Below are 23,629 nucleotides of genomic sequence, written 5' to 3'. Positions count from 1 at the left end.
CCATCGCCCGCGCCCGCTCGCGGACGAACACGAGCGCGTCGGCCTCCGACAGGACGCCGGCGCCCGCTGCCGCCGTGATCTCGCCGACGGAATGCCCGGCGATTCCGGCGACCCGCTCGCGGCGTCCGCCGTCGAGCACGGCCGCGAGGCTCACGAGGCCGGCCGAGACGATCAACGGCTGGGCGACGGCCGTGTCGCGGATGGTGTCCGCGTCCGACTCGGTGCCGTGCACGGCGAGGTCGATGCCGACCGCTTCCGAGTGCGCGGCGACCTGCTCGGCGACAGAAGGGACCTCGAGCCAGGGCGTGAGGAATCCGGGGGTCTGGGAGCCCTGACCTGGGGCGACGACGACGATCACGGTATCCAGTCTTCCGATCTGCGCTCGCGGGTGCGGCGCGTGGAGCCACTGACAAAGAACAAAGAGCTTGTCGCGGGTCTACAAGTGCGGGTCGTCACGGGTCAGCTGCGGGCGGGCCTGCGCCGAACGGCGCCGTCCGGGTCGCTCATCGAGCCGAGGATGAGAGCCGACTGGAGGATGAGCGCCTCACGGGCGCCCGTCGCGTCCCAGCCGATGACCTCGGCGACCCGCTTGAGCCGGTAGCGCACCGTGTTCGGGTGCACGAAGAGCTCGCGCGCCGTCGCCTCGAGCGAGCGGCCGTTGTCGAGGTAGGCCCACAGTGTGGTCAGCAGCTCGGTCGAATGCTTCTGCAGGGGGCGGTAGATCTGGGTGATGAGGCTCTGCCGCGCGAGCGGATCGCCGGCGAGGGCCCGCTCCGGGAGCAGATCGTCGGCACTCACCGGCCGCGGGGCGTTTCGCCAGGAGCGGGCGACCGCGAAGCCGGCGAGGGCCGCGCGGGCGCTGCGCGACGCCTCCACCAGGGTCGGCACCTCGTGGCCGAGCACGAGGTGACCCGTGCCGAATCCCGGCTCGAGCGCCTCCGCGATCTCGAGGAAGGCGACCGGCGGGCCGGTCTCCTCCGTCGCGTTCTCGCTCGGCTCGGCGCGACCGATCACCAGGACGAGCCGGCTGCCCTGCACGCCGATGAGCACGTCGGCGTCCATGTGCCGCGCTGTCCGGCGGAGCTGGTCGACATCGAGCATCTTGGGTGCTGTGCCGACGAGGACGGCGACCTCGCCGTGTCCGTGCCAGCCCAGCGCGGCGATCCGGCTGGGCAGCTCGTCGTCGGCCTCGCCGGTCAGGATGGAGTCGACGACCAGGGCCTCGAGGCGCGCGTCCCAGAGGCCGCGGGCCTCTGCCGCACGTGCGTAGACGTCGGCGGCGGCGAAGGCGATCTCGCGCGAGTAGAGCAGGATCGCCTCGCGGAGGTCCTCTCCGCCGTTCTTGATGCGGTCCTCGACCACCTCGACGGTGACCTTGATCAGTTGCAGCGTCTGCGTCAGCGACACCGAGCGCAGCAGCTCGCGCGGGGCCGCCCCGAAGACGTCGGCCGCGATCCACGGCGTCGCCGACGGGTCGTCGAACCACGAGATGAACGACGTGATGCCCGCCTGCGCGACCATGCCGACGGCCGAGCGACGGCCGGGAGGCATGCTCCCGTACCAGGGCAGCGTGTCTTCCAAGCGCTTGATGGTCTGGGTCGACAGTTCACCCGCCAGGGTGCGCAGCCACGCGAGGGTCTGCTCCTTCGTCCGAGGAGCGCCCGGCCTGGTGGCCGGACGCTCCTCGGCGGGAGCAGGACCCCGCGCATTCGACGACGCGGACTCCTGCGAGAGCGCGGATTTCTGCGAGAGCACAGACTCGTCCGTCAGCTTTCGCCGCCCGCGTTGCCGGTGGTGCCGGCGTTCACATCGTGCAGGCGGTACTTCTCGATCGCCTGGACGGAGAGCGAGGGGTCGACCTCGCCGCGCTTGGCGAGCAGCTGCAGCGTGCGCACGACGACCGACGGGCCGTCGATCTGGAAGTAGCGCCGGGCGGCCGCGCGGGTGTCCGAGAAGCCGAAGTCGTCCGCCCCGAGAGTCGCGAAGTCGCCGGGGATGAACTGCCGCAGCTGGTCGGGGACCTGGTGCGAGAAGTCGGACACGGCGACGAAGGGGCCCTTCGCGTCGGCCAGCTTCTGCGTCACGTACGGCACCTGCTCGGCGTCCTCGGGGTGGAGGAAGTTGTGCTGCTCCGCCGTGATGCCGTCGCGGCGCAACTCGTTCCACGAGGTGACCGACCAGACGTCGGCCGAGACCCCCCAGTCCTCCGCGAGGAGCTTCTGCGCCTCGATCGCCCACGGCACCGCGACTCCGGAGGCGAGGAGCTGCGCCTTCGGCCCGTCCCACTGGCCCCAGGAGATGCGGTGGATGCCGCGGACGATGCCCTCGACGTCGACGTCCTCCGGCTCCTTCGGCTGCACGATCGGCTCGTTGTAGACGGTGATGTAGTACATGACGTTCGGGTCGGAGTGCTTCCCGCCGTACATGCGCTCGAGTCCGGACTGGACGATGTGCGCGATCTCGTAGCCGTAGGCGGGGTCGTAGCTCACGACGGCCGGGTTGGTCGCCGCGAGGATCGGGGAGTGCCCGTCCGCGTGCTGCAGACCCTCGCCCGTGAGTGTGGTGCGTCCTGCGGTCGCGCCGATCATGAAGCCGCGCGACATCATGTCGCCCGCCGCCCAGATCGCGTCGCCCGTGCGCTGGAACCCGAACATCGAGTAGAAGACGTAGACCGGGATGAGCGGCTCGCCCTGCGTCGAGTACGAGGTGCCGATCGCCGTGAACGCCGCGAGTGCGCCCGCCTCGTTGATGCCGACGTGCAGGATCTGGCCCTGCGGGCTCTCCTTGTAGGCCAGCAGCAGCTCGCGGTCGACCGACGTGTAGTGCTGGCCGCGCGGGTTGTAGATCTTCGCGTTCGGGAAGAACGCGTCCATCCCGAAGGTGCGGGCCTCGTCGGGGATGATCGGGACGACGCGGTTGCCGAAGTCCTTCGAGCGCAGGATGTCCTTGAGGATGCGGACGAACGCCATCGTCGTGGCGATCTCCTGCGTGCCGGAACCCTTCTTGCCGACCGCGTACGCCGAGTCCTCCGGCAGGTTCAGCTGCGTGTACTTCGAGCGTCGCTCGGGGAGGTAGCCGCCCAGCGCACGACGGCGCTCCTGGAGGTACTCGATCGCCTCGTCGTTCTGACCGGGGTGGTAGTACGGCGGGAGGTAGGGGTTCTCCTCGAGCTGCGCATCCGTGATCGGGATGCGCATGGTGTCGCGGAAGCCCTTGAGGTTCTCCAGCGTCATCTTCTTCATCTGGTGGGTCGCGTTGCGGCCCTCGAAGCTGCGGCCGAGACCGTAGCCCTTGATGGTGTGGGCGAGGATGACGGTCGGCTGGCCCTTGTGCTCCGTCGCGGCCTTCATCGCCGCGTAGATCTTGCGGTAGTCGTGGCCGCCTCGGCGCAGACCCCAGACCTGCTCGTCGGTCATGTCCTCGACGAGCTTCTTCGCGCGCGGGTCGCGGCCGAAGAAGTTCTCGCGGACGTACGCGCCGTCCTCCGTCTTGTAGGTCTGGAAGTCGCCGTCGGGCGTCCTGTTCATCAGGTCGAGGAGCGCACCCTCGGTGTCGCGGGCGAGCAGGTCGTCCCACTCGCGGCCCCAGATGAGCTTGATGACGTTCCAGCCGGCACCGCGGAAGTACGACTCGAGCTCCTGCACGATCTTGCCGTTGCCGCGGACCGGTCCGTCCAGGCGCTGCAGATTGCAGTTGACGATGAAGTTGAGGTTGTCGAGTCCGTCGTTCGCGGCGACCTGGAGCTGACCGCGCGACTCGACCTCGTCCATCTCGCCGTCGCCGAGGAACGCCCAGACCTGCTGGTCGGAGGCGTCCTTGATGCCGCGGTTGGTGAGGTACTTGTTCGCCTGCGCCTGGTAGATCGCGTTGATCGGGCCGAGGCCCATCGACACGGTCGGGAACTGCCAGAACTCCGGCATGAGGCGCGGGTGCGGGTAGCTCGAGAGTCCGCCGCCGGCATGCGACTTCTCCTGGCGGAAGCCGTCGAGCTGGTGCTCGCTCAGGCGGCCCTCGAGGAACGCGCGTGCGTAGGGGCCGGGGGAGGCGTGGCCCTGGATGAAGACCTGGTCGCCGCCGCCCGGGTGGTCCTGGCCGCGGAAGAAGTGGTTGAAGCCGACCTCATAGAGCGAGGCGCTCGACGCGTAGGTCGAGATGTGGCCGCCGACTCCGATGCCGGGGCGCTGCGCGCGGTGCACCAGGATGGCTGCGTTCCAGCGGATCCACGCGCGGTAGCGGCGCTCGACGTCCTCGTCGCCCGGGAAATCGGGCTCGTTCTCGGGCGCGATGGTGTTGATGTAGTCCGTGGTGGGCACCATCGGAACGCCGAGGTGGAGCTCCTTGGAGCGCTTGAGAAGGCTGAGCATGACGTCGCGCCCGCGACCCCGGCCCCGCTCCTCGACGAGCGCATCGAGCGACTCGTTCCACTCCGACGTTTCCTCGGGGTCCGAGTCCACGTGACCGACGGAATACGGGTCCTGATCGTTAACAGTCACCCTCGACCTCTCTCTGGGGGCAGATCGTGCCCGAGACATCACTCTCATGAAGCGGTGCGGATCCGCGGAGACGAGGCTCGGATGACGAGCCGCGCGCGGGCACCCCCGTCAGCCTACCGATTCCCGCAGCCCGCGGACGGCATCGGACTGTGGTGATCCACGAGAGAACCACCGGAGCGTCTGTAGAAGACGTCCAGCGCGATCGCGCCGGGCGTCCCTCCATCGGGGGCTGCGGCCCGGCCCTTGGAGAACGGCGGGTGCGGGTCTAGCATTGCCCCTCGTGCTCGCGCGATTCTCGTGCGCACGGAAGGACATCGGACCGATGGCTCTCGAGAAGCTGACGCTGGCTCCCGACTTCGAACTCGCGAACCAGTACGGCGAGCGCATCCAGCTGGGCGACTTCTACGGGCGGCGCAACGTCGCCCTGGTGTTCTTCCCCCTCGCCTTCTCCGGCACCTGCACCGGCGAGTTCTGCGCGCTGCGTGAGAACCTCGCGCTGTTCGAGCACGCCGAGGTCGAGCTGATCGGGGTCTCGGTCGACTCCAAGCACACTCTGCGCGCGTGGGGCGAGAAGCAGGGGTACGACTTCACCCTGCTTTCCGACTTCTGGCCGCACGGCGACGTCGCGAAGCAGTACGGCGTGTTCATGGAGGAGAAGGGCTACGCGACCCGCGCGACCTTCCTCATCGACAAGGCCGGCGTGATCCGCGACACCTTCATGACCGCTCCGGGGGAGGCCCGTTCGATCGAGGCCTACCGCGCGGCGATCGACGCACTCGCTCCCGCGCACGTCTGAGGCCCGGCGGCTCGTCAGCTCAGGATGTTGACGGCCCGCGAGATGACGAGGGCGAGCAGGACGAAACCGGTGAACGCCTGCGCGATCATCAGCAGCTTCATCCGGCTCGACAGCGGCATGGTGTCGGTCGGCTGAACGCCATGGTGTTCGTGGTCGAGACGGACAGGTAGTCGACGAAGCCGGGGCGCCAGTCGGCGCGCTCGGAGGAGGTCACCGCGACCTCGGCGACGGTGTCCCGGTAGGTGTCCTGCGGGAAGGCGAAGTCGGCGGCCGGCAGCTCGGTGCGGGGGAGCGTCCCGCGCGCGACCGGTCCGCCGCGGTCGAGCTCCCAGAAGAGCAGTGCGTAGGCGACCACGTTGGTCACCCAGACCTGGAGCGCCGTCAGCAGCAACGGCGGTCCGTCGGTGGCGCCGTCGACGAGATCGATCACCACCGCGACGACGTTGATCTGGTTCGCGACGGCGAGGACGACCGCCAGGGTGATCGAGACGCCTCGCGACCAGCGCGTCTCGGAGTCGAGCCGGTGCGGATTCACGACGAAGAGCGGGACCAGCAGCGCCAGGGTGATGCCGGCGGCGACAAGGCGCACGACCGAGGTCTCGGCACTGTGGCCGACCACGTTCAGTCCGACGGCCACGAGGATCGCGGCGGAGGCGGGCCAGCGGCTCTCGGAGCGCCGTCTCGCCCGGGAGTCGCTGCCGTCGGTCATGCGCTGAGGCTAGCGGTCCGCGTACCCGGCCCCGTGTGCTGTGGTTCGACGGTGGCCCGCCGAGACCTCGGCGGTGGGGCCTCTCGGCCGTCCGGCATCGGTTCGCGAGCGGCGGGCGCTGCCGTAGGATCGACGTGATCGTCCGCGGCTCGACCGCGCGACGGGGGCCTTTAGCTCAGTTGGTAGAGCGCCACGTTTACACCGTGGATGTCATCGGTTCGAGCCCGGTAGGGCCCACCCTGCTCGTGCTCACCCCTGCATGTCATCGAGGTGCGCTTGTGCTCAGCGCGATTGGCGGCGTTTGTACGGCTTCGGCTGGCCCTTGACTATCGGAGCGCGTCCGGTTCCCTTCGAGGCCTTGGCCTTGCCGCCCGACTTCGGGGCGGCCTCCGACTCGTCGCCCAGCGCTGCGAGCTCCTCGCGGGCGGAGGCGAGGCGCTGGCGGCCCGCGGCGGTGAGCGTCGTGGCGGCGGCGCCGGGTTCGAAGAGGGGCTTGCCGAGGTCGAGTTCGACGGCGGCGACGGAGGAGTCGAGCTTGCGCCGTGAGATGCCGAGTTTCTCGGCGGCGCGCACGAAGTGCAGCTCCTCGGCGACCGCCACGAAGTGGCGTAGCTGGCTGATCTTCATCCCGAACCCTTCACGGCCGCTCCGTGCGGCACGACCACGGTACGCGGTCCGAGCGGAGGCAGGGACGGTGCTCTCCCTCCGTTCGGGTCAGAACCAGAGGTCGATCGTGAAGTCGAACTCGTCGCCGGCCTGCTGCTGGAGCTCTTTGAGGAGGCGGAAGCCCTCTCGTTGGAACCAGCGCCGTTTCTCTTCCGAGCCGAAGAGACTGGTGTCGAGATCGGCGTTCTCCTGGAAGAACCTCGCCCAGTCGCGCAGGCGCTTCTTCAGCTCCGGGGTGATCTTCGAGTCCCAGTCGACGATCGGTCCTGGTCCGATGTAGTCGTTGAGCGGCCACTTCTGCCCCCAGTCGACCGAGAGCCGCAGCGTCCGCTTGGCCGGGGTCCTGCGCTCAGTCATTGAAGCCCGCGCAGTCAGGAACGGTGGTCGGGTAGGACGTGATCACCTTGTGGTTGTTGGCAGAGACGATGATCGTCGGGTTATAGACGCCAGCGAGGGTCCCGTCGCTTCGATGGAGCTCCACCGAGGTCGAGTAGCAGAGCTTGTCGTCGCCTTCCGACTCGGGATCATCGGCGGTGATCGACCGGTCGGTCATGAACATCATCAGGTCGTCCCAGTTTCCGCCGCCGCCGACGCTGTCGACCAGTGCCTGCCAATCGGCCTGGTGGCGGTCTCGGATGTGGTTGTAGCCGCTGACCCAGAAATCGTCGTCGTCCTTGTCACCGCAGAACATGTCGATGTGTCCGGCGCTGACGTCCCAGGATTGGACGCTCACGTCGCCAAGGCCCCCGTTGCAGAGGCCAATGGTGACTGGGTCGAGCTGTGAGGCCGTCAGCGGATCGGTGTGGACGGGGTCGGCATTCGACGCCGGCGCCGCCGCGAGGGCGCCGATCAGGACGGCGGCCGCCGCGATCACGCGGGCGGCGGTGAACTGCGAGATGACCATGTCGTGTTCCTCCTCGAATCATGGGACAGGCGCCCCGGATCGAGCGTGGCGCATCGACGACTGCCGTTCCAGAGCCGTCCGCTCGGCGTCCTCTGAGAGAGGAGTCAGCCGTTTCGCGCCAGGCGCAGGCGCGCCCGTTGCCGGGCGGGGACGGTGGCCCTACCCTCGCGCCCGTGGCTGGACCCGAAGCCGGCCGCGGAGAGAGGCCGATGTGGGCATGCTCATCTACAGCGGAATCGCATCGCTGGACGGCTGCGTGAACGACGACTCCGGCGGATTCGCGTGGGCGGAGCCGCGGCCGGAGGTTCACCGCTTCATCACCGAGCGCGAGGCGCGGGTGCGAACGTACCTCTACGGGCGGCGCATGTACGAGACGATGCGCGCCTGGGAGCAGACGTGGGCCCTCGCCGAGGAGTTTGCGTTCATCCGCGACTTCCAGGAGATGTGGCGGGTCGCGGACAAGGTCGTCTACTCCACCACCCTTAAGGCGGTGGGCACCCGGCGCACCCGGCTGGAGGCGGAGTTCGATCCGGTGGTGGTCGCAGCGACGGTCCGGGCTGCAGAGCATGACGTGTCGATTGGTGGGCCGACCCTTGCCCGGCACGCGCTGCTCGCCGGGATCGTGGATGAGGTGCAGGTGTACACGGTCCCGGTCGCCGTGGGCGGAGGGACGCCCTTCCTTCCGCGCGGGTTACACGCGCGGCTCGACCTGCGCGAAGAGCACCGCTTCTCGGACGGCACCGTGTACACGCGCTACGGCGTGCGCCGCTGAGCCTCTACTCGGCGCCGACCAGCGCGGCGATCCGCGAGGCCAGGCGGGCACCCTGCGCGCGTCCGGCGCGAGCGGACGCGGCACGGACGGCGGGGTCCAGCGAGTTCGGTCCGAACGCGGTGACCGACTCCTCGTCGGCGTAGAGGACCTCGACGCGGGAGTCGGCGAGGGCGTCGAGCTCGGCGGTGGGGATCAGGCCCACGCCGGGTTCGCCGACGCCGGGGAGCGGCGTGACGATCAGGATCCAATCGGCTCCCGCGGCGAGGTCGGCGTTGCTGCCGGAGCGCACGCCGCCGTCCATGTAGCGGACACCGTCGATGCTGACGGGGGGCCACACTCCAGGGACAGCGCAACTCGCCGAGATCGCGTCGACCAGGTCGACGCCGCTCGCGCGGTCGAAGACGCGCAGCTCGCCGGTGGCCGTGTCGACGGCGGTGATCAGGAGGCGCTGCTCGGGCCAGTCGGCGTCGCCGACGCGCGCAGAGATCACCGCGCGGCGGGTCTCCTCGGGGAGGGTCGCCGCCTCGAGGGCGAGGGTGCCGATGCGCCGACGGGCGTCCTGGGGCGAGGTGGCGCCCTCCACGGCGGCGGCGAAGAGGGCCTGGAGCCGCTCACCGTCGACATCGGCGCCGATCTCGGCCGACTCCTCTTGGAGCTGCGCCTCGTACGCCTCGTCGAGCCCAGCGCCGGTGCTCAGCTGCGCGGCGACCGCCGATCCGGCCGAGGTGCCGACGAAGGTGGTCGACGGGTCGAGCAGGAGGCGGGCCGTCGCGGGGGAGGCGTCGGCGAGCCCGCGGAGAACGCCGAGCTCCCAGGCGATTCCGGCGAGGCCGCCGCCGGCGAGGACGAGTGCACCAGGCATCAAGGAGGTCCTTTCGATCAGGATCAGGAGGGCCGGGCGCTGCTAAGCGCCGCAGTGTCCACGCTGACACAGCGTCGTGAACGTCGTCTGCGAGAGCGTGCAGACACTCGAAGGAGCGGCGTCGTCAACGCTCCGGACGAACTCGCCGAGGACGAGCCGCCCGGGCCCGTGGAGAAGCTTCTGCTCAGCCCCGCGCAGCCGCCAGGGCGTCCGCGGCGAGCCGCACCGACGCATCGCGTTCGTTCAGCCAGAGCGGGACCGAGCGGGCACGCAGGCCGGCCGCGGCCAGGGCGGGCACCGCCTCCGCGTCCTCTTCGCCGACCAGCCAGGCGTCGAGCAGCCCGTCCTCGCTCCGGGTGCCGTAGTGCCTGCCGACTGCCTCGGCGGAGGTCTCGACGCCGATCGCGGCGAGGCATGCGTCGGCCATGCCGCGCACCACGGCACCGCCGATCACGGGGGACACTCCGACGACGGGAGCGGCCGTGCTGCGCACCGCGTCCGCGATGCCGGGGACGCCGAGGATTGTGCCGATCGAGACGACCGGGTTGGAGGGGGCGATCAGCACGGCATCGGTGTCGGTGATCGCCTCCAGCACGCCGGGAGCGGGCCGGGCGCTCTCGACGCCCTTCTGCACGAAGCGGCGAGCGGGAGCGGAGGCGCGCAGGCGCACCCACCACTCCTCGAAGTGCAGCAGCCGGACGCCCTCGCCGGGGAACTCGACCTCGACGTGCGTCTCGACGTCCTGATCCGACATCGGGATGAGGCGGACGCCGAGCGGCCAGCGGGCGGTGATGCGCACGGTCGCCTCCGAGAGGGTCAGGCCGTCCCGGAGCATCGAGCTGCGCGCGATGTGGGTGGCGAGGTCGAGGTCGCCGAGAGTGAACCACGGCCAGCCGACCCCGAACGCGGTGAGCTCCGCCGAGACCCGTTCGCTCTCGCCGGCCCTGCCCCAGCCGCGCTCCGCGTCATTCACTCCGCCGAGCGCATAGGTGAGGGAATCGAGGTCCGGGCACACCTTGAGGCCGCTGAGCCACATGTCGTCGCCGGTGTTGACGACGACCGTGATCTCGCTTGCCTCGCCTCCAGCGGCCTCGAGATCGCGGAGGTGCTCGCGGACGGCGGAGGTGAAGCGGGCGCCGCCGACGCCCCCGGCCAGGATGGTGATGCGCATCCGCTCACGCTAGCGGGGCGGGTCAGTCGTTGGAGAGGGCGGCTCCCTCGTCCAGGGGGAGGACGGAGCGATCAGCCTCTGCCGCGCAGGATCCGCGGGGCTCGGAGGCCTTAATCCTGCGGATCCACGCTGGAAACACCCGGGAAACGTCGAAGGTCGACGATGAGGGCCTGTCCGCGGAGTCGGCCGGGCCGTCGTTGCCTTCGGGCTCGGCGGGGACCACAGTGGGTCCACGCCCCCCGGCTCCGCCGCCCCGCGGAGCACGACCTGAGCCGGACGGGGACGCCCGAGCATGGAGGTACCGATGACCATCGTCCGCGCAGCGATCACCCAGACCACCTGGACCGGCGACAAGGAGTCGATGCTCGACAAGCACGAGGGGTTCGCACGGGAGGCCGCCGCCCAGGGCGCGCAGATCGTCTGCTTCCAGGAGCTCTTCTACGGTCCGTACTTCGGGATCACCGAGGACAAGAAGTACTACCGCTACGCCGAACCGGCCGACGGCCCGATCGTGCAGCGCTTCGCCGCCCTGGCGAAGGAGCTCGACCTGGTGATGATCCTCCCGATCTACGAGGAGGACATCACAGGCGTGTACTACAACACCGCCGTCGTGGTGGACGCGGACGGAACGATCCTCGGCAAGTACCGCAAGCACCACATCCCGCACCTCGACCGTTTCTGGGAGAAGTTCTACTTCCGCCCCGGGAACCTCGGCTACCCGTCTTCGACACAGCGGTGGGCAAGGTCGGCGTCTACATCTGCTACGACCGGCACTTCCCCGAGGGCTGGCGAGAGCTCGGCCTGAACGGCGCCCATCTCGTCTTCAATCCCAACGCCACCAAGCCGGGCCTGTCGAACCGGCTGTGGGAGGTGGAGGGCCCGGCCGCCGCGGTGGCGAACGGCTACTTCGTGCTCCAGCCCAACCGGGTCGGCCTCGAGGACAACGAGTACGGCGAGCTCGCCGTCGACTTCTACGGCACGAGCCAGGTGATCGATCCGCGCGGGAACTTCGTCGGCGAGCGCGGCTCGGGCGAGAGCGAAGAGGTCCTGATCCGCGACCTCGACCTGGACATGGTGCAGCAGATGCGCGACGACTGGCAGTTCTACCGCGACCGCCGCCCGGAGTCGTACACCAGCATCCCGAAGCCGTGACTGCAGGACGAGACGAGGAGCACCGATGAAGACCCTCATCACCGGCGGAACGGTCGTCAACGCGACCGGCACCGGATCCGCCGACGTCCTGATCGACGGAGAGACGATCGCCGCGGTCCTCGCGCCCGGCTCGACCCTCCTGGGCTTCGATCTCGCGGCGAACGTCGACCGCGTGATCGACGCGACCGGGAAGTACGTGATCCCGGGCGGTATCGACGCCCACACGCACATGGAGATGCCGTTCGGCGGTACCTTCGCCTCGGACACCTTCGAGACCGGCACCCGGGCTGCGGCCTGGGGAGGCACCACCTCGATCGTCGACTTCGTGGTGCAGTACCCGGGTGAGAGCGTCCTCGACCGCTATCAGCCTGGCAGGAGAAGGCGGCGGGGAACTGCGCGATCGACTACGGCTTCCACCAGATCCTGTCCGACGTGCAGGACTCGTCGCTCGTCGCGATGGACGAGCTGATGCGCGAAGGGGTGACCAGCTTCAAGCTGTTCATGGCCTACAAGGGCGTGTTCCTCTCGGACGACGGGCAGATCCTGCGGGCGTTCCAGAAGGGCGCCGAGAACGGCGCGATGATGATGATGCACGCGGAGAACGGCGCCCTCATCGACGAGCTGGTGAAGCAGACCCTCGCCGCGGGGAACACCTCTCCCTTCTTCCACGGCACCTCGCGACCGTGGCAGGCGGAGGAGGAGGCGACGCACCGCGCGATCATGATCGCCGACCTCACCGGCGCGCCGCTGTACGTGGTGCACGTCTCGGCGAAGCAAGCGGTGGAGCAGATCGCACAGGCCCGTGATCGCGGGATGAACGTGTTCGGCGAGACCTGCCCGCAGTACCTCTACCTCTCGCTCGAAGAGCAGCTCGGCGCCTCCAGCGAGGAGTGGGGCGGCTTCGAGGGCGCGAAGTGGGTGTGCTCCACTCCGCTGCGGTCGAAGGCGGAGGGGCACCAGCACCACATGTGGCAGTCGCTGCGCACGAACGACATCCAGATGGTCTCGACGGATCACTGCCCCTTCTGCATGAAGGACCAGAAGGACATGGGCCTCGGCGACTTCTCGAAGATCCCGAACGGGATCGGCTCCGTCGAGCACCGGATGGACCTGATGTACCAGGGCGTCGTGTCGGGGCAGATCAGCCTGCCGCGCTGGGTCGAGCTCACCTCGACCACGCCCGCGCGCATGTTCGGGATGTACGGGAAGAAGGGCGTGATCCAGCCCGGCGCCGATGGCGACATCGTCGTGTACGACCCGCACGGACACACCTCGATCGGCCTCGGCGAGGGGCGGACGCACCACATGAACATGGATTACTCGGCGTGGGAGGGGTTCGAGATCGACGGGCACGTCGACACCGTGATCTCGCGCGGGAAGGTCGTCGTCGAGGACGGCCACTACGTCGGAACCACGGGCGACGGGAAGTACATCACGCGCGGCTTGTCTCAATACTTGATCTGAGTTCGGAGCATCGCTCCGAGCTCCGATCAAGAAAGGCGGCAGCCCCGACGACCTCCGTCGTCGGAACCACGGAAGACCACTCAGTGTGACAGCGACCCTCAATGGGTCGCATCGACCTCACTGAGCACTCGCACCATCGCTCGATCAGAAGGAACCCCATGGACTTCGGAGTCGTCCTCCAGACCAACCCGCCCGCCTCGCGCACGGTCGCCCTCGCCGTCCTGGCCGAGACCTACGGCTTCGACTACGCGTGGACCTTCGACTCGCACCTGCTGTGGCAGGAGCCGTACGTCATCTACTCGCAGATCCTCGAGAAGACCCACCGGATCACCGTCGGGCCGATGGTGACGAACCCGGCCACCCGGGACTGGACGGTCATCGCCTCGCTGCACGCGACGCTCAACGAGATGTACGGCAACCGCACCGTGTGCGGGATCGGTCGTGGCGACTCCGCCGTGCGCGTGACGGGCGGTGCCCCGACCACGCTCACGACCCTGCGGGAGTCGATCCACGTCATCCGCGAGCTCGCGAACAGCCGCTCGGTCGAGTACAACGGCTCGACCCTGCAGTTTCCGTGGAGCCGCGGCTCGTCGCTCGAGATGTGGGTGGCGGCGTACGGTCCGCTCGCGCTGAAGCTGGCCGGCGAGGTCGGTGACGGCTTCATCCTCCAGCTGGCCGATCTCGACATTGCGCGCTGGATGATCGACACGGTCAAGCAGGCGGCGGCGAACGTCGGCCGCGATCCGGAGTCGCTGCAGTTCTGCGTCGCGGCGCCGATGTACATCGGCACCGATCGCGAGCACATGATCGACCAGTGCCGCTGGTTCGGTGGGATGGTCGGCAACCACGTCGCCGACATCGTCGGCCGCTACGGCACCTCCGGCGCGGTCCCGCAGGCCCTGACCGACTACATCGCCGGCCGCGAGGGCTACGACTACAACGAGCACGGCCGGGCGGGCAACAGCCACACGGCCTTCGTGCCCGACGAGATCGTCGAGCGCTTCTGCGTGCTCGGCACGGCCGACGAGCATGTCGAGAAGCTGAAGGCGCTCGCCGAGATCGGTGTGACGCAGTTCGCCGGCTACCTCCAGCACGACAACAAGGAGGAGACGCTCCGGGTGTACGGCGAGGCCGTCATCCCGGCGCTGAGCCAGCACATCGTGGCGAAGGCATGACCTCGCGGGTCGCGACGCGCAGCGTGCTCCTCGGCGCGGCCGGTCTCCTCCTGCTCGCGCTGCTCTGGGAGGTGTACAAGATGCTCGGCCCCGAGACCGGGGTGGTCGTCGGCGGAGTCACGGTGCTGCCGCGCACGAGCGCCATCGCGATGCCGCACCTGTGGGAGATCGCGGGGCGGCTCGTCGAGCCGGTCACCGGCGCCCGCGGGGCTCCCGCGCTCTGGCTCGCCGTGGTGCAGGCGAGCGCCTTCTCGCTGGGCATCGCGGCAGTCGGTTGGGTCGTCGGAGTGGTGGTCGGCCTGCTGCTGGCGCTCCTGATGCAGCGGTTCCGGACGGCGGAGTCGGCGGTCCTCCCGTGGATCGTGCTCAGCCAGACAGTGCCACTGATCGCCATCGCCCCGCTCGTGCGCCGCTGGGGCTCGCAGCTCGAGCTCGGAGCGTTCAGCTGGGAGAACTGGATGTCGGTGGCGCTGATCGCCTCGTACCTCGCGTTCTTCCCGGTCTCGATCGGGGCCCTGCGCGGTCTCGGATCGCCGTCGGCGAGCCAGATCGAGCTGATGCGGGTCTACGGCGTCGGCTGGTGGAAGACGCTGCTGCGCCTGCGGCTGCCGGCCAGTGTGCCGTACCTGATCCCGGCGCTGCGGCTCGGTGCGGTCAGCGCCGTCGTCGGCACGGTCGTCGCCGAGGTCTCGATCGGCCTGCGCGGCGGCATCGGCCGCATGATCATCGAGTTCGCCTCCGCTGCAGGCGGCGATCCCGCGAAGCCCTGGGCTCCGATCCTCGGCGCAGTGCTGGTGGGCCTCGCCGCCGCCGGAGCTGTCGCCCTGATCGGCACCGTCCTCCGTCCGTTCCGTCGAGGGGAGCAGCCCGCATGAGCGCGGACGCCCGTATGAGCAGCACAGCACCCGCGAGCACCACAGCACCCGCAGCCGCAAGGGAGGCGGCGGTCGTCGTCGACACCGTCACCAAGACGTTCGCCACGAAGAAGGCCGTCGGCGTCACCGCCCTGCAGGACGTGTCGCTCGAGATCGCATCGGGCGAGTTCGTTTCGCTGATCGGCCCGTCCGGCTGCGGCAAGTCCACGCTCCTGCGCCTGATCGCCGACCTCGACGAGCCGAGCTCCGGAGCCATCACGGTGTTCGGCACGACCGCCCGGCAGGCACGGCTCAACCAGGAGTACGGGATCGCGTTCCAGCAGGCGGGTCTGCTGCCCTGGCGCACCATCCGGGCGAACATCGCGCTGCCGCTCGAGCTGCACGGAGTCGCCACGGCGGCCCGACGCGCCCGCGTCGACGAGCTGCTCACGCTGGTCGGGCTCGGCGACTTCGCCGACTCGTACCCCGATCAGCTGTCGGGCGGGATGCAGCAGCGCGTCGCCATCGCGCGGGCGCTCGCCGAGAGCCCGCGCCTGCTGCTGATGGACGAGCCCTTCGGGGCACTGGACGAGATGACGCGCGAGCGGATGCAGACCGAGCTGCTGCGCATCCGCCGCGAGACCGGCGCCGCCGTCGTGTTCGTGACGCACTCGATCCCGGAGGCGGTGTTCCTCTCTGACCGCGTCGTCGTGATGTCGCCGCGACCGGGCCGGATCAGGGACGTGCTCGACATCGCCCTGCCTGACTCCTCGGAGCGCGACGCCGACGTCCGCGAGGACACCGCGTTCTTCCGCGACGTCGGAGCCGTGCGCGAGCTGCTGCACGGCGACGCGGCCGCCGTGCCGCGCGGGGTGGAGAACAGGTGAGCACCCCGGCGCTCGCGCGGACCATCCTCGCGCCGCTCCTGCTCGGGCTCGCGGCGGTCCTGCTCTGGCAGGTCGGCGTCACCGCGCTCGACGTGAAGCCGTTCGTGCTGCCGTCTCCGGTCGCGATCGGGACCGAGTTCGGCGCGAACCTCGCCTCCGTCGCGTCGGGGAGTGTCGTGACGGGGCGGAACGCGCTCGTCGGCCTCGTCGCGGGCGCGGTGCTCGCGGTGCTCGTCGCGGGACTCTCGGCGCTGGTCCGCGTCTTCGACGGGCTGGTCGCTCCGATCGTGGCGGCCGCGGCCGTCGTGCCGATCGTGGCGCTGGCTCCGGTGCTCTACACGATGTTCGGCGCGAACGTCGAGACGGCCCGCCAGCTCGTGGCCGCTCTCGCGGTCTTCGTGCCGGTCTACCTCAACACGCTGCGCGGCCTGCGCCAGGCCCTCCCGGTGCACCGCGATCTGATGCGCGCCTACGCGGCCTCGCCGTGGCAGACCGCGCGGACGATCACGCTGCCCGGCGCGGTGCCGTTCTTCTTCACGGGGCTCCGCATCGCCTCCTCCCTCGCCGTGATCTCGGCTCTCGTCGCCGAGTACTTCGGCGGGCCGGTGGGCGGGCTGGGCAAGTCGATCACCACGGCGGCCTCGGGCAGCGACTACGCGCTCGCCTACGCCTACGTGCTCGGCGCCGTGCTCGTCGGCCTCCTCTTCTACTGCGTCACCGCGGCCCTCGAGGCACTCGCGCTCCGACGCAGTCGCGCGCGCTGATCCGTCGGCTGCGACTCCCTCTCTTCTCCCCGCACCGCCGCTCCACTGCACCACCCGCTCCACTGCACCGCCGCTCCACAGCGCCGCCCGTTCCCGGGCACGTCCTGCACCACACCGCACCAGGAGGAACAGTGAACAGACGCACACGCATCGCGATGACCACGACGGCAGGCTTCGCCGTCGTCGGCCTCGCCCTCACCGGCTGCAGTGCATCCGGCGATTCCGAGGCTCCGGCTCTTCGGGAGACCTCACCCCCGTGACCCTGCAGCTGCAATGGGTCGCCCAGGCCCAGTTCGCCGGCTACTACGCCGCCGTCGACCAGGGCTACTACGAGGACGAGGGCCTCGACGTGACCATCGCCGAGGGAGGCGGCGACATCGTGCCGCAGGACGTCCTCGCCTCCGGAGACGCGGACTACGCCATCTCGTGGGTGCCCAAGGTGCTCGGCTCGATCGAGCAGGGCGCGAACATCACCGACGTCGCCCAGATCTTCGAGCGCAGCGCGACCACGCAGATCTCGTTCAAGGACAAGGGCATCACGTCTCCCACTGACTTGTCCGGCAAGACGGTCGGCAGCTGGGGCTACGGCAACGAGTGGGAGCTGTTCGCCGGCATGCAGAAAGACGGAGTCGCGCTCGACGACATCTCGCTCGTCCAGCAGCAGTTCGACATGAACGGCTTCCTCGCGGGCGACATCGATGCAGCGCAGGCGATGACCTACAACGAGTACGCGCAGGTGCTCGAGACGGTGGACCCGGACACGGGGGAGCTGTACCAGCCCGACGACCTGAACGTCATCAACTGGAACGACGTCGGAACCGCGATGCTCCAGGACGCGATCTGGGCCGACGCCGACAAGCTCGAGAGCGACGACGCCTACGCAGACCAGACCGTCGCCTTCATCACGGCGTCGATCAAGGGCTGGATCTACGCCAAGGACAACCCGGAGGAGGCGGCCGACATCGTGACGGCGGCCGGGTCGACCCTCGGCACCAGCCACCAGCTCTGGATGACCAACGAGGTCAACAAGCTGATCTGGCCCTCGACGGGCGGCGTCGGCATGATCGACGAGGCTGCCTGGCAGCAGACGGTCGACATCGCCAAGGAGACCACGAACGAGACCGGCGCGACCATCATCAGCGAGGATCCGCCCGCCACGGCCTACTCGAACGAGTATGTCGAGAAGGCGCTCGCGGAGCTGGCCGACGAGGGCGTGGACACGAGCGGAGCGGACTATGTGCCGATCGACGTGACCCTGCAGGAGGGTGGCGCCTGAGTCACCTCCGCTCCCCGGCCCTCCCGCCGCAGGGCGGGCCGGGGGAGTAGGCTGGACCCTTGTGACTACTTTCAAGAAGACGCCGTTCACCGTGAACGTGCGCGACCTCCTGGGCCGCCCGGGCGAGATGCGCGAGCACCGTCTCGACCTCGACGCGCCGGAGCAGTTCGGCGAGGGGATCGTCGCGGTGCGCAAGGCCGCGGCACTCGACCTCGACATCCGTCTGGAGTCGGTCCACGAGGGCATCCTCGCCTCGGTCGGGATCTCGGCCGAGGCCGTCGGCGAGTGCAGCCGCTGCCTGACCGACATCTCCCTGCCTGTCGATGTCGAGTTCCAGGAACTTTTCGCGTACTCTTCTGACGAAGCTTTCGACTATGAGGTTCACGACGACCACGTGGATCTTGAACCTCTGGTCAGGGATGCGGTGGTTCTGTCGCTGCCGTTCCAGCCGGTCTGCCGGCCGGATTGTCCGGGTCTCGACCCCGTCACGGGGGAGCGGCTGGCCGAATCCTCCGTGCCCAAGCCCGAGGCGCCGCGCGACCCCCGGTGGGCCGCGCTCGCAGGGCTGGGCGACGCGGGGACCGGTGGGGCCGCAGCGCCCGGAGCTTCCGCAGACAGCGAGTCGTAGACACCACGTCGACAGACAGCGGCGCGGGCGAGAGTGCCCGCACCGAATCCAACCAGAGGTAGAGAAGAGAGAATCATGGCTGTTCCCAAGAGGAAGAAGTCCCGCGCGAACACCCACGCCCGCCGCTCGCAGTGGAAGGCCACGGCTCCCGCCCTGGTCAAGACCATCGAGCCCAACGGCAAGGTCGTCTACAGCCTCCCCCACCGCGCCAAGGTCGTCGAGGACGCCGCGGGCACCGCGCTGTTCCTCGAGTACAAGGGCCGCAAGGTCGCCGACGTCTGATTCGGCGTCGCACCGCTCGTCGGTGCGTGTCGTGCGGTCCATGGTGAACCAGATCTCCGCAACACCCTCCAGCGACGGCCGGTCGCGTCTGGAGGCCACGCTCGGCGTGAGCCTCGACGGCGAGCTCTTCGAGCTCGCCCTGACGCACCGGTCGTTCGCTTTCGAGAACGGCGGACTCCCGCACAACGAGCGCCTCGAGTTCCTCGGCGACTCGATCCTCGGGCAGGCCGTCACGGTGATGCTCTACACCGAGTACCCGGCGCTCTCCGAGGGCGACCTGGCGAAGCGGCGCGCGAGCCTCGTCTCGACGGTGGCCCTCGCCGAGATCGCCCGCGGCATCGGGCTCGGCGAGCACGTGCGACTCGGTCGCGGCGAAGAGCTGACGGGCGGGCGTGACAAGGCGTCCATCCTCGCCGACACCGTCGAGGCCATCATCGGAGCCGTGTACCTCGGCACGGGGCCCGACGAGGCCCGCGACCTCGTGCTGCGCCTGATCGCGCCGCTGCGGGCAGATCCGCTGCGCTTCGGCGTCTCGATGGACCCGAAGACGAGCCTGCAGGAGGCGGCGGCCGAGCGTGGCGCGCCGGCTCCGCGCTACGAGATCGCGGCCACGGGGCCCGACCACAACAAGGTGTTCGTCGCCACCGTCATCGTCGGCGGGCTCGTCACCGCCCGCGGCGAGGGCACCAGCAAGAAGGCGGCCGAGATGGCCGCTGCGCTCGATGCGTGGACGCGCCTCGCCGAGACCGCGCCCGGCGAGCCCGTCCGCGCCTCCGCTGAGGGCTAAGAGTGCCCGAGCTCCCCGAGGTCGAGGTCGTCCGCGCGGGCCTCGCCCCGGCCGTCACCGGGTCGATCGTGACCGGCGTCGATATCGTCGACGAGCGCTCGCTGAAGCGGCATGTGCATCCGCACCCGTTCGAGCGCCTCCTGGTCGGGCGGCGTCTGCGGGGCGCGGTGCGGCGCGGCAAGTTCCTCTGGCTGCCCGCGGGCGATGACGAGGCTCTGCTCGTGCACCTCGGGATGAGCGGGCAGGTGCTGCTCCGCGCGGCCGATGCGCCGCTCGGCCGGCTGACGCGCATCCGGATCGCGATCGAGAACCCGGATCACGGCGAGCTCGCCCTGCACTTCGTCGACCAGCGCATCTTCGGCTCGATGGCGGTCGACGCGCTCCTGCCCACGAGCGACGGCGCGCCCGGTGGATTCGCGGGTGACGACGCCTCCGCTGGCGAGTGGCTGCGCACGGTGCCGTCGCAGGTCGCGCACATCGCCCGCGATCCGCTGGACCCGTTCTTCGATCTCTCGGCCGTGGTCGCGGTGCTGGGGAGGCGGAACAGCGGCATCAAGCGCGCACTGCTCGACCAGACGCTGGTCAGCGGCATCGGCAACATCTACGCCGACGAGTCGCTGTGGGCCGCCGAGCTGCACCCGGAGCGGCCGAGCTCGTCGCTCGGGGAGGCGCGGATCCGCCGCCTGTTCGCCGAGGTGCGTTCGGTACTCGAGCGAGCGCTGGCCGAGGGCGGGACGAGCTTCGACGCGCAGTACGTCAACGTGAACGGGGCGTCGGGGTACTTCTCGCACAGCCTGAACGCGTACGGGCAGGCCGGGAGGCCGTGTCCGCGGTGCGGTGAGGTGATCGTGCGGGTGCCGTTCATGAACCGGTCGTCGCACTTCTGCCCTCGGTGCCAGCGGGTGCGGTAGCGGGCGACCACCCGTATTCTTGGCACACTCCCGCGCGGCGTCTACCTGCGTTCGTGGGTCGTCCACGGATCGATGATCGCGACGTGCAGTGGATCGAAATCCTTGACGTTCCGGGTGACGACGGTCAGACCGTGTACGGAAGCCGTGGCAGCGATCATCGCGTCACGCTCCGGACGAGGATCGGGAACATGCAGCTGTGCTGCCCGCCGAGCCACGGCGAGATCGAGGGGGAGGATGCGCCCCGCGAACACCGTGAGCACGACGTCGTTCAGCCAGGCCCGGAGGCGAGCTGCCTGAAGAGAGTCGCGACGGCCGAGTCGGCCTATCCCGATCTCGATCTCCATGATCGTCAGGACTGAGAGGTGAAGGTCCGACGGCGCTCGGGACGCGATCCATGCGCGCACTCCGGGATCAGCGCGATGCTCCGGCTTGCGAAGCTCGCTCACCACGTTCGTATCGAGCAGATAGCTCACAGCTCAGGGATTCTCAGACCTGGCTCGATCAGCTCGAAGTCGATGTCGATGTCATCGGCCATGCTCAGGCGTCCGACGAGATCCGCTCCGTTCTCGCCCAGCCGTCGGTAGTCCTTGATCGACAAGAGGACGAAGGCGGGTTCGCCGCGATCGGTGATCACTACCGGCCCATGGTCGGCCTCGCGCTTGGCCGCACTCACATCGCGATTGAACTCGCGTGCACTGATGGTCGTCATGACGAACTCCTCTCGTAGGTACGTACCTACCTTAGCTCGCGCTGCAGCCTGACGATGGAAACGGTTTCCACTGGGCGGTGAGAGGGCAGTGGCTCGACGAGAACTGATTCGTGCGGTGGCACAGGGAACCGACTGTGCCGCTCACGCGGCGGAGGCTTCTTCGGACTGGGCGTGCCTGGTGTGCGCCACGAGGTGGCCGAAGAGGGACGCGATCAGGGTGAGCGCGGCGGCGATCGCGAGGCCGAGCCAGAGGCCGACGGTCAAGGCGAGGGCGCCGACTCCGGCCCCGGCTCCGATGAGGATGACCGCGGTGAGGCGGCGGAACCACGGCTGGCCCTTGCCGCCGCCGAGGCGAGAATCGGCGGCGAGGCCGGTGATGGTCGAGGTGACGACCACGGTGGTGACGTCCTTGACCGCGATGTGGCGGGCTGTCGCGGCCTGAAGTCCCATCGCGAGCCCGAGGACGCCGGTCACCGTGAGGGCGAGCGGCTCGGGGTGCTCGGGGACGACGCCCAGCACGATCGCGAGGACGGACATGACGAGGCCGACGACGGTGAAGAGCCAGGTGGAGCGGGTCGTCCAGCCGGCCTTGATCGGGCGCAGGACGCGGCCGCCGATCGCGGCTCCCAGCATGAAGCCGGCGAGGGCGATGACCGGGCCGACGACGGGCAGGTCGTCCGCCCCCGCGAGCGCCATGCCCAGGATGACGACGTTGCCGGTCATGTTGCCCGTGAAGACGCGGTCGAGCCCGAGGTAGCCGACGGCGTCGATGATGCCGGTCGAGAAGGTCAGGGCGAGCATGAGCCCGAGGTGGACGTTGTCGGGGCGCGAGCGCAGTCGTGTGAACACGGCAGTCCTGTCGTCGGAGGGGGGACATACGCGAGATGCCACTTCGGTACGCGTGCGTCGGCGTGTCGCGTACTCACGTGGCATCTCGCGGAAGGCGGCAGCGGGGGTGCGCCGCCGATCCTGCCATGGATGCGCCACGGGGCCGAAACACGGCGCCGCTAGCCTCGAAGCGATCGCGGGGCGGACCCGCGCGGGAAGGCGGCGGCGGATGCGGCAGGCGGAGTGGGCGGTTCAGCCCGGGGAATCGGTGCCCGACGGAGTCGAGTACCTCGCGGCGAGACCGGGGTCGGTGCTGTGGGGGCGTCTGCCCTGTGCGGCCGATTCGCCGGTGCTGACGATCGACTCCGGCACCGAGGTCGTCATCGACACGCTGAGCCACGAGGGCGTCCTGGAGGATCAGGGGCGCGACCCGCTCGCCTACTTCGGCGGGCACGGCGTCCCTCCCGAGGGCGTGCTGCGCGATGCGATCGAGCTCGCCGCCTCCGGGCCCTTCCGCGACCCCGCGCTCGACGGCCCGCACATCGTCACCGGGCCCATCGCGGTGCGCGGTGCGCAGCCCGGCGATCTGCTGCGGATGACTCTGCTCGAGGCAGAGCAGCGCGTGCCCTACGGAGTGATCTCGAACCGGCACGGGCGCGGCGCGCTGCCGGGGGAGTACCCCCTCCAGCCCGGCCCGTTCAGCGCGTTCGCGCGGGTCGAGGACGGAGCCGACGGCGTGCGGCGCGGGGTCCTGCCCCTGGTTCGCGGGGGCGAGCGCTCGGCGCGGTTCGAGCTGCACCCGTTCCTCGGGATCATGGGCGTCGCGGTCGCGGGAGATGTGCGGCCGCACTCCGTGCCTCCGGGTGCGCACGGCGGGAACATCGACATCTCGCTGCTGACGGCCGGGACGAGCCTCTACCTGCCGGTGCAGGTGGAGGGTGCGCTCGCGTACGTCGGCGACCCGCACTTCGCGCAGGGCGACGGTGAGGTCGCGCTGACGGCGATGGAGGCGAGCCTGCGCGTCCGGGTGCGCTTGGAGGTCGTGCCGCAGGCGGAGGCGCTGGCGGAGTTCGGCACACTCGTCGGACCGCTCGGTGAGACGAGCGAGTTCCTGGTGCCGACCGGCATGGACGAGGACCTCGACGTGGCGGTGCAAAACTGCGTGCGCGCCGCGATCGCTCTGCTGCAGGCGCGCTACGGGATGGACGCAAGCCTCGCCTACGCCTACCTCAGCGCCGCGACCGACTTCAACATCTCGCAGGTCGTCGACCTGGTGAAGGGCGTGCACGCCTGCGTGCGGACGGCGGACTTCGATGACTGACCCGCGGGTGACCTCGCTCGAGGGCGAGCTGCCGGAGGGGCTCGTCGACGCGGTTGAGGCCTATGAGGCGGCCCTCGCGGCCGACGACGTCCCCGCCCTCGCGGACGCGTTCGTCCGCGCACCGACGACGCTGCGGGGCGACGCCTCCGGACTGCTCGTGGGGCACGAGGCTATCGCCGGCTTCCGCGGGCGGCGGGGCGGGACGCCGCCGCGCGCCC

At 69.7% G+C, this 23,629-nt stretch carries 26 protein-coding genes, 1 tRNA gene and 2 pseudogenes; 17 read left to right on the top strand and 12 right to left on the bottom strand.

Going from position 1 to position 23,629, the window contains the following annotated elements:
• From ACH61_RS06410 to aceE, 3 genes are all read right to left on the bottom strand, one after another.
• Positions 1-358: ACP S-malonyltransferase (locus ACH61_RS06410; RefSeq protein WP_153038805.1), on the bottom strand; the 358-nt coding region annotated here is incomplete at its 3' end.
• Between the two features lie 101 nt (positions 359-459).
• Complete coding sequence (locus ACH61_RS06405) at positions 460-1,626, bottom strand: PucR family transcriptional regulator (protein WP_068210022.1); 1,167 nt, start codon at positions 1,624-1,626, stop codon at positions 460-462.
• 140 nt (positions 1,627-1,766) lie between these two features.
• A complete protein-coding gene (gene aceE, locus ACH61_RS06400; RefSeq protein WP_068210009.1) occupies positions 1,767-4,493 on the bottom strand; it encodes a pyruvate dehydrogenase (acetyl-transferring), homodimeric type in 2,727 nt (908 codons plus the stop codon).
• 322 nt (positions 4,494-4,815) lie between these two features.
• On the opposite strand from aceE, the gene ACH61_RS06395 reads away from it, so the two are divergent.
• Positions 4,816-5,289, top strand: coding sequence for a peroxiredoxin (locus ACH61_RS06395; RefSeq protein WP_068210019.1), 474 nt, complete (start codon positions 4,816-4,818; stop codon positions 5,287-5,289).
• A 97-nt stretch (positions 5,290-5,386) separates the two neighbouring features.
• Here ACH61_RS06395 and ACH61_RS06390 read toward each other — a convergent pair whose 3' ends face one another.
• Entirely contained in the window at positions 5,387-5,998 is a 612-nt protein-coding gene (locus tag ACH61_RS06390; RefSeq protein WP_236713577.1) for a hypothetical protein, read from the bottom strand.
• A gap of 164 nt (positions 5,999-6,162) precedes the next feature.
• Here ACH61_RS06390 and ACH61_RS06385 point away from each other — a divergent pair.
• Positions 6,163-6,235 (top strand) — tRNA-Val (locus ACH61_RS06385).
• A 45-nt stretch (positions 6,236-6,280) separates the two neighbouring features.
• On the opposite strand, the gene ACH61_RS06380 is transcribed toward ACH61_RS06385, so the two are convergent.
• The 3 genes from ACH61_RS06380 to ACH61_RS06370 form a co-directional block, all read right to left on the bottom strand.
• Positions 6,281-6,625, bottom strand: coding sequence for a LysR family transcriptional regulator (locus ACH61_RS06380; RefSeq protein ID WP_068210006.1), 345 nt, complete (start codon positions 6,623-6,625; stop codon positions 6,281-6,283).
• Positions 6,626-6,712: 87 nt separating this feature from the next.
• Positions 6,713-7,021, bottom strand: a complete 309-nt coding sequence (locus ACH61_RS06375; RefSeq protein WP_068210003.1) for a hypothetical protein — start codon at positions 7,019-7,021, stop codon at positions 6,713-6,715.
• On the bottom strand, positions 7,014-7,568 hold the full coding sequence (locus tag ACH61_RS06370) for a hypothetical protein (protein WP_068210000.1): 555 nt from the start codon (positions 7,566-7,568) through the stop codon (positions 7,014-7,016). Before ACH61_RS06370 ends, ACH61_RS06375 begins: the two co-directional genes overlap by 8 nt.
• 217 nt (positions 7,569-7,785) lie before the next feature.
• Here ACH61_RS06370 and ACH61_RS06365 point away from each other — a divergent pair, with 217 nt between their 5' ends.
• Positions 7,786-8,340 (top strand): dihydrofolate reductase family protein, encoded by a 555-nt coding sequence (locus ACH61_RS06365; protein WP_330220136.1) that lies wholly within the window; start codon positions 7,786-7,788, stop codon positions 8,338-8,340.
• 4 nt (positions 8,341-8,344) lie between these two features.
• Here the strand turns inward: ACH61_RS06365 and ACH61_RS06360 are convergent, their stop codons facing one another.
• Both ACH61_RS06360 and cofD read right to left on the bottom strand, forming a co-directional pair.
• Positions 8,345-9,202, bottom strand: coding sequence for a patatin-like phospholipase family protein (locus ACH61_RS06360; RefSeq protein WP_068209995.1), 858 nt, complete (start codon positions 9,200-9,202; stop codon positions 8,345-8,347).
• A 184-nt stretch (positions 9,203-9,386) separates the two neighbouring features.
• Positions 9,387-10,373 (bottom strand): 2-phospho-L-lactate transferase, encoded by a 987-nt coding sequence (gene cofD, locus ACH61_RS06355; RefSeq protein WP_068209992.1) that lies wholly within the window; start codon positions 10,371-10,373, stop codon positions 9,387-9,389.
• 304 nt (positions 10,374-10,677) lie between these two features.
• Between cofD and ACH61_RS06350 the strand changes: the two are divergent.
• From ACH61_RS06350 to mutM, 12 genes and pseudogenes are all read left to right on the top strand, one after another.
• Positions 10,678-11,525: pseudogene (locus ACH61_RS06350) on the top strand (nitrilase-related carbon-nitrogen hydrolase).
• 25 nt (positions 11,526-11,550) lie between these two features.
• Positions 11,551-12,989 (top strand): annotated as a pseudogene (gene hydA / locus ACH61_RS06345) (dihydropyrimidinase).
• 158 nt (positions 12,990-13,147) lie between these two features.
• Entirely contained in the window at positions 13,148-14,164 is a 1,017-nt protein-coding gene (locus ACH61_RS06340) for a TIGR03842 family LLM class F420-dependent oxidoreductase (protein WP_068209989.1), read from the top strand.
• Complete coding sequence (locus ACH61_RS06335; protein WP_068209986.1) at positions 14,161-15,039, top strand: ABC transporter permease; 879 nt, start codon at positions 14,161-14,163, stop codon at positions 15,037-15,039. Before ACH61_RS06340 ends, ACH61_RS06335 begins: the two co-directional genes overlap by 4 nt.
• A 14-nt stretch (positions 15,040-15,053) precedes the next feature.
• Entirely contained in the window at positions 15,054-15,905 is an 852-nt protein-coding gene (locus tag ACH61_RS06330; RefSeq protein ID WP_082845068.1) for an ABC transporter ATP-binding protein, read from the top strand.
• A complete protein-coding gene (locus tag ACH61_RS06325; protein WP_068209981.1) occupies positions 15,902-16,669 on the top strand; it encodes an ABC transporter permease in 768 nt (255 codons plus the stop codon). The genes ACH61_RS06330 and ACH61_RS06325 overlap by 4 nt, the downstream gene beginning before the upstream one ends.
• Before the next feature lie 131 nt (positions 16,670-16,800).
• Positions 16,801-16,929, top strand: a complete 129-nt coding sequence (locus ACH61_RS18835; protein ID WP_269085061.1) for a hypothetical protein — start codon at positions 16,801-16,803, stop codon at positions 16,927-16,929.
• On the top strand, positions 16,926-17,945 hold the full coding sequence (locus ACH61_RS06320; protein ID WP_236713576.1) for an ABC transporter substrate-binding protein: 1,020 nt from the start codon (positions 16,926-16,928) through the stop codon (positions 17,943-17,945). Before ACH61_RS18835 ends, ACH61_RS06320 begins: the two co-directional genes overlap by 4 nt.
• 127 nt (positions 17,946-18,072) lie before the next feature.
• The gene (locus tag ACH61_RS06315; RefSeq protein ID WP_068210016.1) at positions 18,073-18,573 is read left to right on the top strand and encodes a YceD family protein; all 501 of its coding nucleotides are present in this window, start codon (positions 18,073-18,075) and stop codon (positions 18,571-18,573) included.
• Between the two features lie 75 nt (positions 18,574-18,648).
• Positions 18,649-18,855, top strand: a complete 207-nt coding sequence (gene rpmF, locus ACH61_RS06310) for a 50S ribosomal protein L32 (RefSeq protein WP_068209979.1) — start codon at positions 18,649-18,651, stop codon at positions 18,853-18,855.
• Positions 18,856-18,895: 40 nt separating this feature from the next.
• Positions 18,896-19,642, top strand: a complete 747-nt coding sequence (rnc, locus tag ACH61_RS06305; RefSeq protein WP_068210013.1) for a ribonuclease III — start codon at positions 18,896-18,898, stop codon at positions 19,640-19,642.
• A 2-nt stretch (positions 19,643-19,644) separates the two neighbouring features.
• On the top strand, positions 19,645-20,553 hold the full coding sequence (mutM, locus tag ACH61_RS06300) for a bifunctional DNA-formamidopyrimidine glycosylase/DNA-(apurinic or apyrimidinic site) lyase (RefSeq protein ID WP_068209977.1): 909 nt from the start codon (positions 19,645-19,647) through the stop codon (positions 20,551-20,553).
• 41 nt (positions 20,554-20,594) lie between these two features.
• Here the strand turns inward: mutM and ACH61_RS06295 are convergent, their stop codons facing one another.
• The 3 genes from ACH61_RS06295 to ACH61_RS06285 form a co-directional block, all read right to left on the bottom strand.
• Positions 20,595-21,026: a type II toxin-antitoxin system VapC family toxin gene (locus tag ACH61_RS06295; RefSeq protein WP_068209974.1), complete on the bottom strand. Its 432-nt coding sequence runs from the start codon at positions 21,024-21,026 to the stop codon at positions 20,595-20,597.
• On the bottom strand, positions 21,023-21,262 hold the full coding sequence (locus ACH61_RS06290; RefSeq protein ID WP_068209971.1) for a type II toxin-antitoxin system Phd/YefM family antitoxin: 240 nt from the start codon (positions 21,260-21,262) through the stop codon (positions 21,023-21,025). Before ACH61_RS06290 ends, ACH61_RS06295 begins: the two co-directional genes overlap by 4 nt.
• Before the next feature lie 141 nt (positions 21,263-21,403).
• Positions 21,404-22,111 carry a YoaK family protein gene (locus ACH61_RS06285; RefSeq protein ID WP_236713575.1) on the bottom strand — a complete coding sequence of 236 codons (708 nt, stop codon included), beginning with the start codon at positions 22,109-22,111 and terminating at the stop codon, positions 21,404-21,406.
• A 208-nt stretch (positions 22,112-22,319) separates the two neighbouring features.
• Here ACH61_RS06285 and ACH61_RS06280 point away from each other — a divergent pair, with 208 nt between their 5' ends.
• Together ACH61_RS06280 and ACH61_RS06275 are read left to right on the top strand one after the other, a co-directional pair.
• Positions 22,320-23,411: an acetamidase/formamidase family protein gene (locus tag ACH61_RS06280; RefSeq protein WP_068209968.1), complete on the top strand. Its 1,092-nt coding sequence runs from the start codon at positions 22,320-22,322 to the stop codon at positions 23,409-23,411.
• The coding region (locus ACH61_RS06275; protein ID WP_153038803.1) for an AtzH-like domain-containing protein at positions 23,404-23,629 on the top strand (226 nt) is incomplete at its 3' end. The genes ACH61_RS06280 and ACH61_RS06275, both read left to right, overlap by 8 nt.

Source organism: Rathayibacter tanaceti, assembly GCF_001634385.1.
In the GTDB taxonomy this organism is placed as follows: domain Bacteria; phylum Actinomycetota; class Actinomycetes; order Actinomycetales; family Microbacteriaceae; genus Rathayibacter; species Rathayibacter tanaceti.
This window is presented reverse-complemented; position numbering and strand designations above follow the sequence as displayed.

Coding starts and splice junctions, on each gene's coding strand:
- ACH61_RS06395 (WP_068210019.1), top strand. CDS start 4,816: ATGGCTCTCGAGAAGCTGACGCTGGCTCCCGACTTCGAACTCGCGAAC.
- ACH61_RS06390 (WP_236713577.1), bottom strand. CDS start 5,998: ATGACCGACGGCAGCGACTCCCGGGCGAGACGGCGCTCCGAGAGCCGC.
- ACH61_RS06380 (WP_068210006.1), bottom strand. CDS start 6,625: ATGAAGATCAGCCAGCTACGCCACTTCGTGGCGGTCGCCGAGGAGCTG.
- ACH61_RS06375 (WP_068210003.1), bottom strand. CDS start 7,021: ATGACTGAGCGCAGGACCCCGGCCAAGCGGACGCTGCGGCTCTCGGTC.
- ACH61_RS06370 (WP_068210000.1), bottom strand. CDS start 7,568: ATGGTCATCTCGCAGTTCACCGCCGCCCGCGTGATCGCGGCGGCCGCC.
- ACH61_RS06365 (WP_330220136.1), top strand. CDS start 7,786: ATGCTCATCTACAGCGGAATCGCATCGCTGGACGGCTGCGTGAACGAC.
- ACH61_RS06360 (WP_068209995.1), bottom strand. CDS start 9,202: ATGCCTGGTGCACTCGTCCTCGCCGGCGGCGGCCTCGCCGGAATCGCC.
- cofD (WP_068209992.1), bottom strand. CDS start 10,373: ATGCGCATCACCATCCTGGCCGGGGGCGTCGGCGGCGCCCGCTTCACC.
- ACH61_RS06340 (WP_068209989.1), top strand. CDS start 13,148: ATGGACTTCGGAGTCGTCCTCCAGACCAACCCGCCCGCCTCGCGCACG.
- ACH61_RS06335 (WP_068209986.1), top strand. CDS start 14,161: ATGACCTCGCGGGTCGCGACGCGCAGCGTGCTCCTCGGCGCGGCCGGT.
- ACH61_RS06330 (WP_082845068.1), top strand. CDS start 15,054: ATGAGCAGCACAGCACCCGCGAGCACCACAGCACCCGCAGCCGCAAGG.
- ACH61_RS06315 (WP_068210016.1), top strand. CDS start 18,073: ATGCGCGAGCACCGTCTCGACCTCGACGCGCCGGAGCAGTTCGGCGAG.
- rpmF (WP_068209979.1), top strand. CDS start 18,649: ATGGCTGTTCCCAAGAGGAAGAAGTCCCGCGCGAACACCCACGCCCGC.
- rnc (WP_068210013.1), top strand. CDS start 18,896: ATGGTGAACCAGATCTCCGCAACACCCTCCAGCGACGGCCGGTCGCGT.
- ACH61_RS06290 (WP_068209971.1), bottom strand. CDS start 21,262: ATGACGACCATCAGTGCACGCGAGTTCAATCGCGATGTGAGTGCGGCC.
- ACH61_RS06280 (WP_068209968.1), top strand. CDS start 22,320: ATGCGGCAGGCGGAGTGGGCGGTTCAGCCCGGGGAATCGGTGCCCGAC.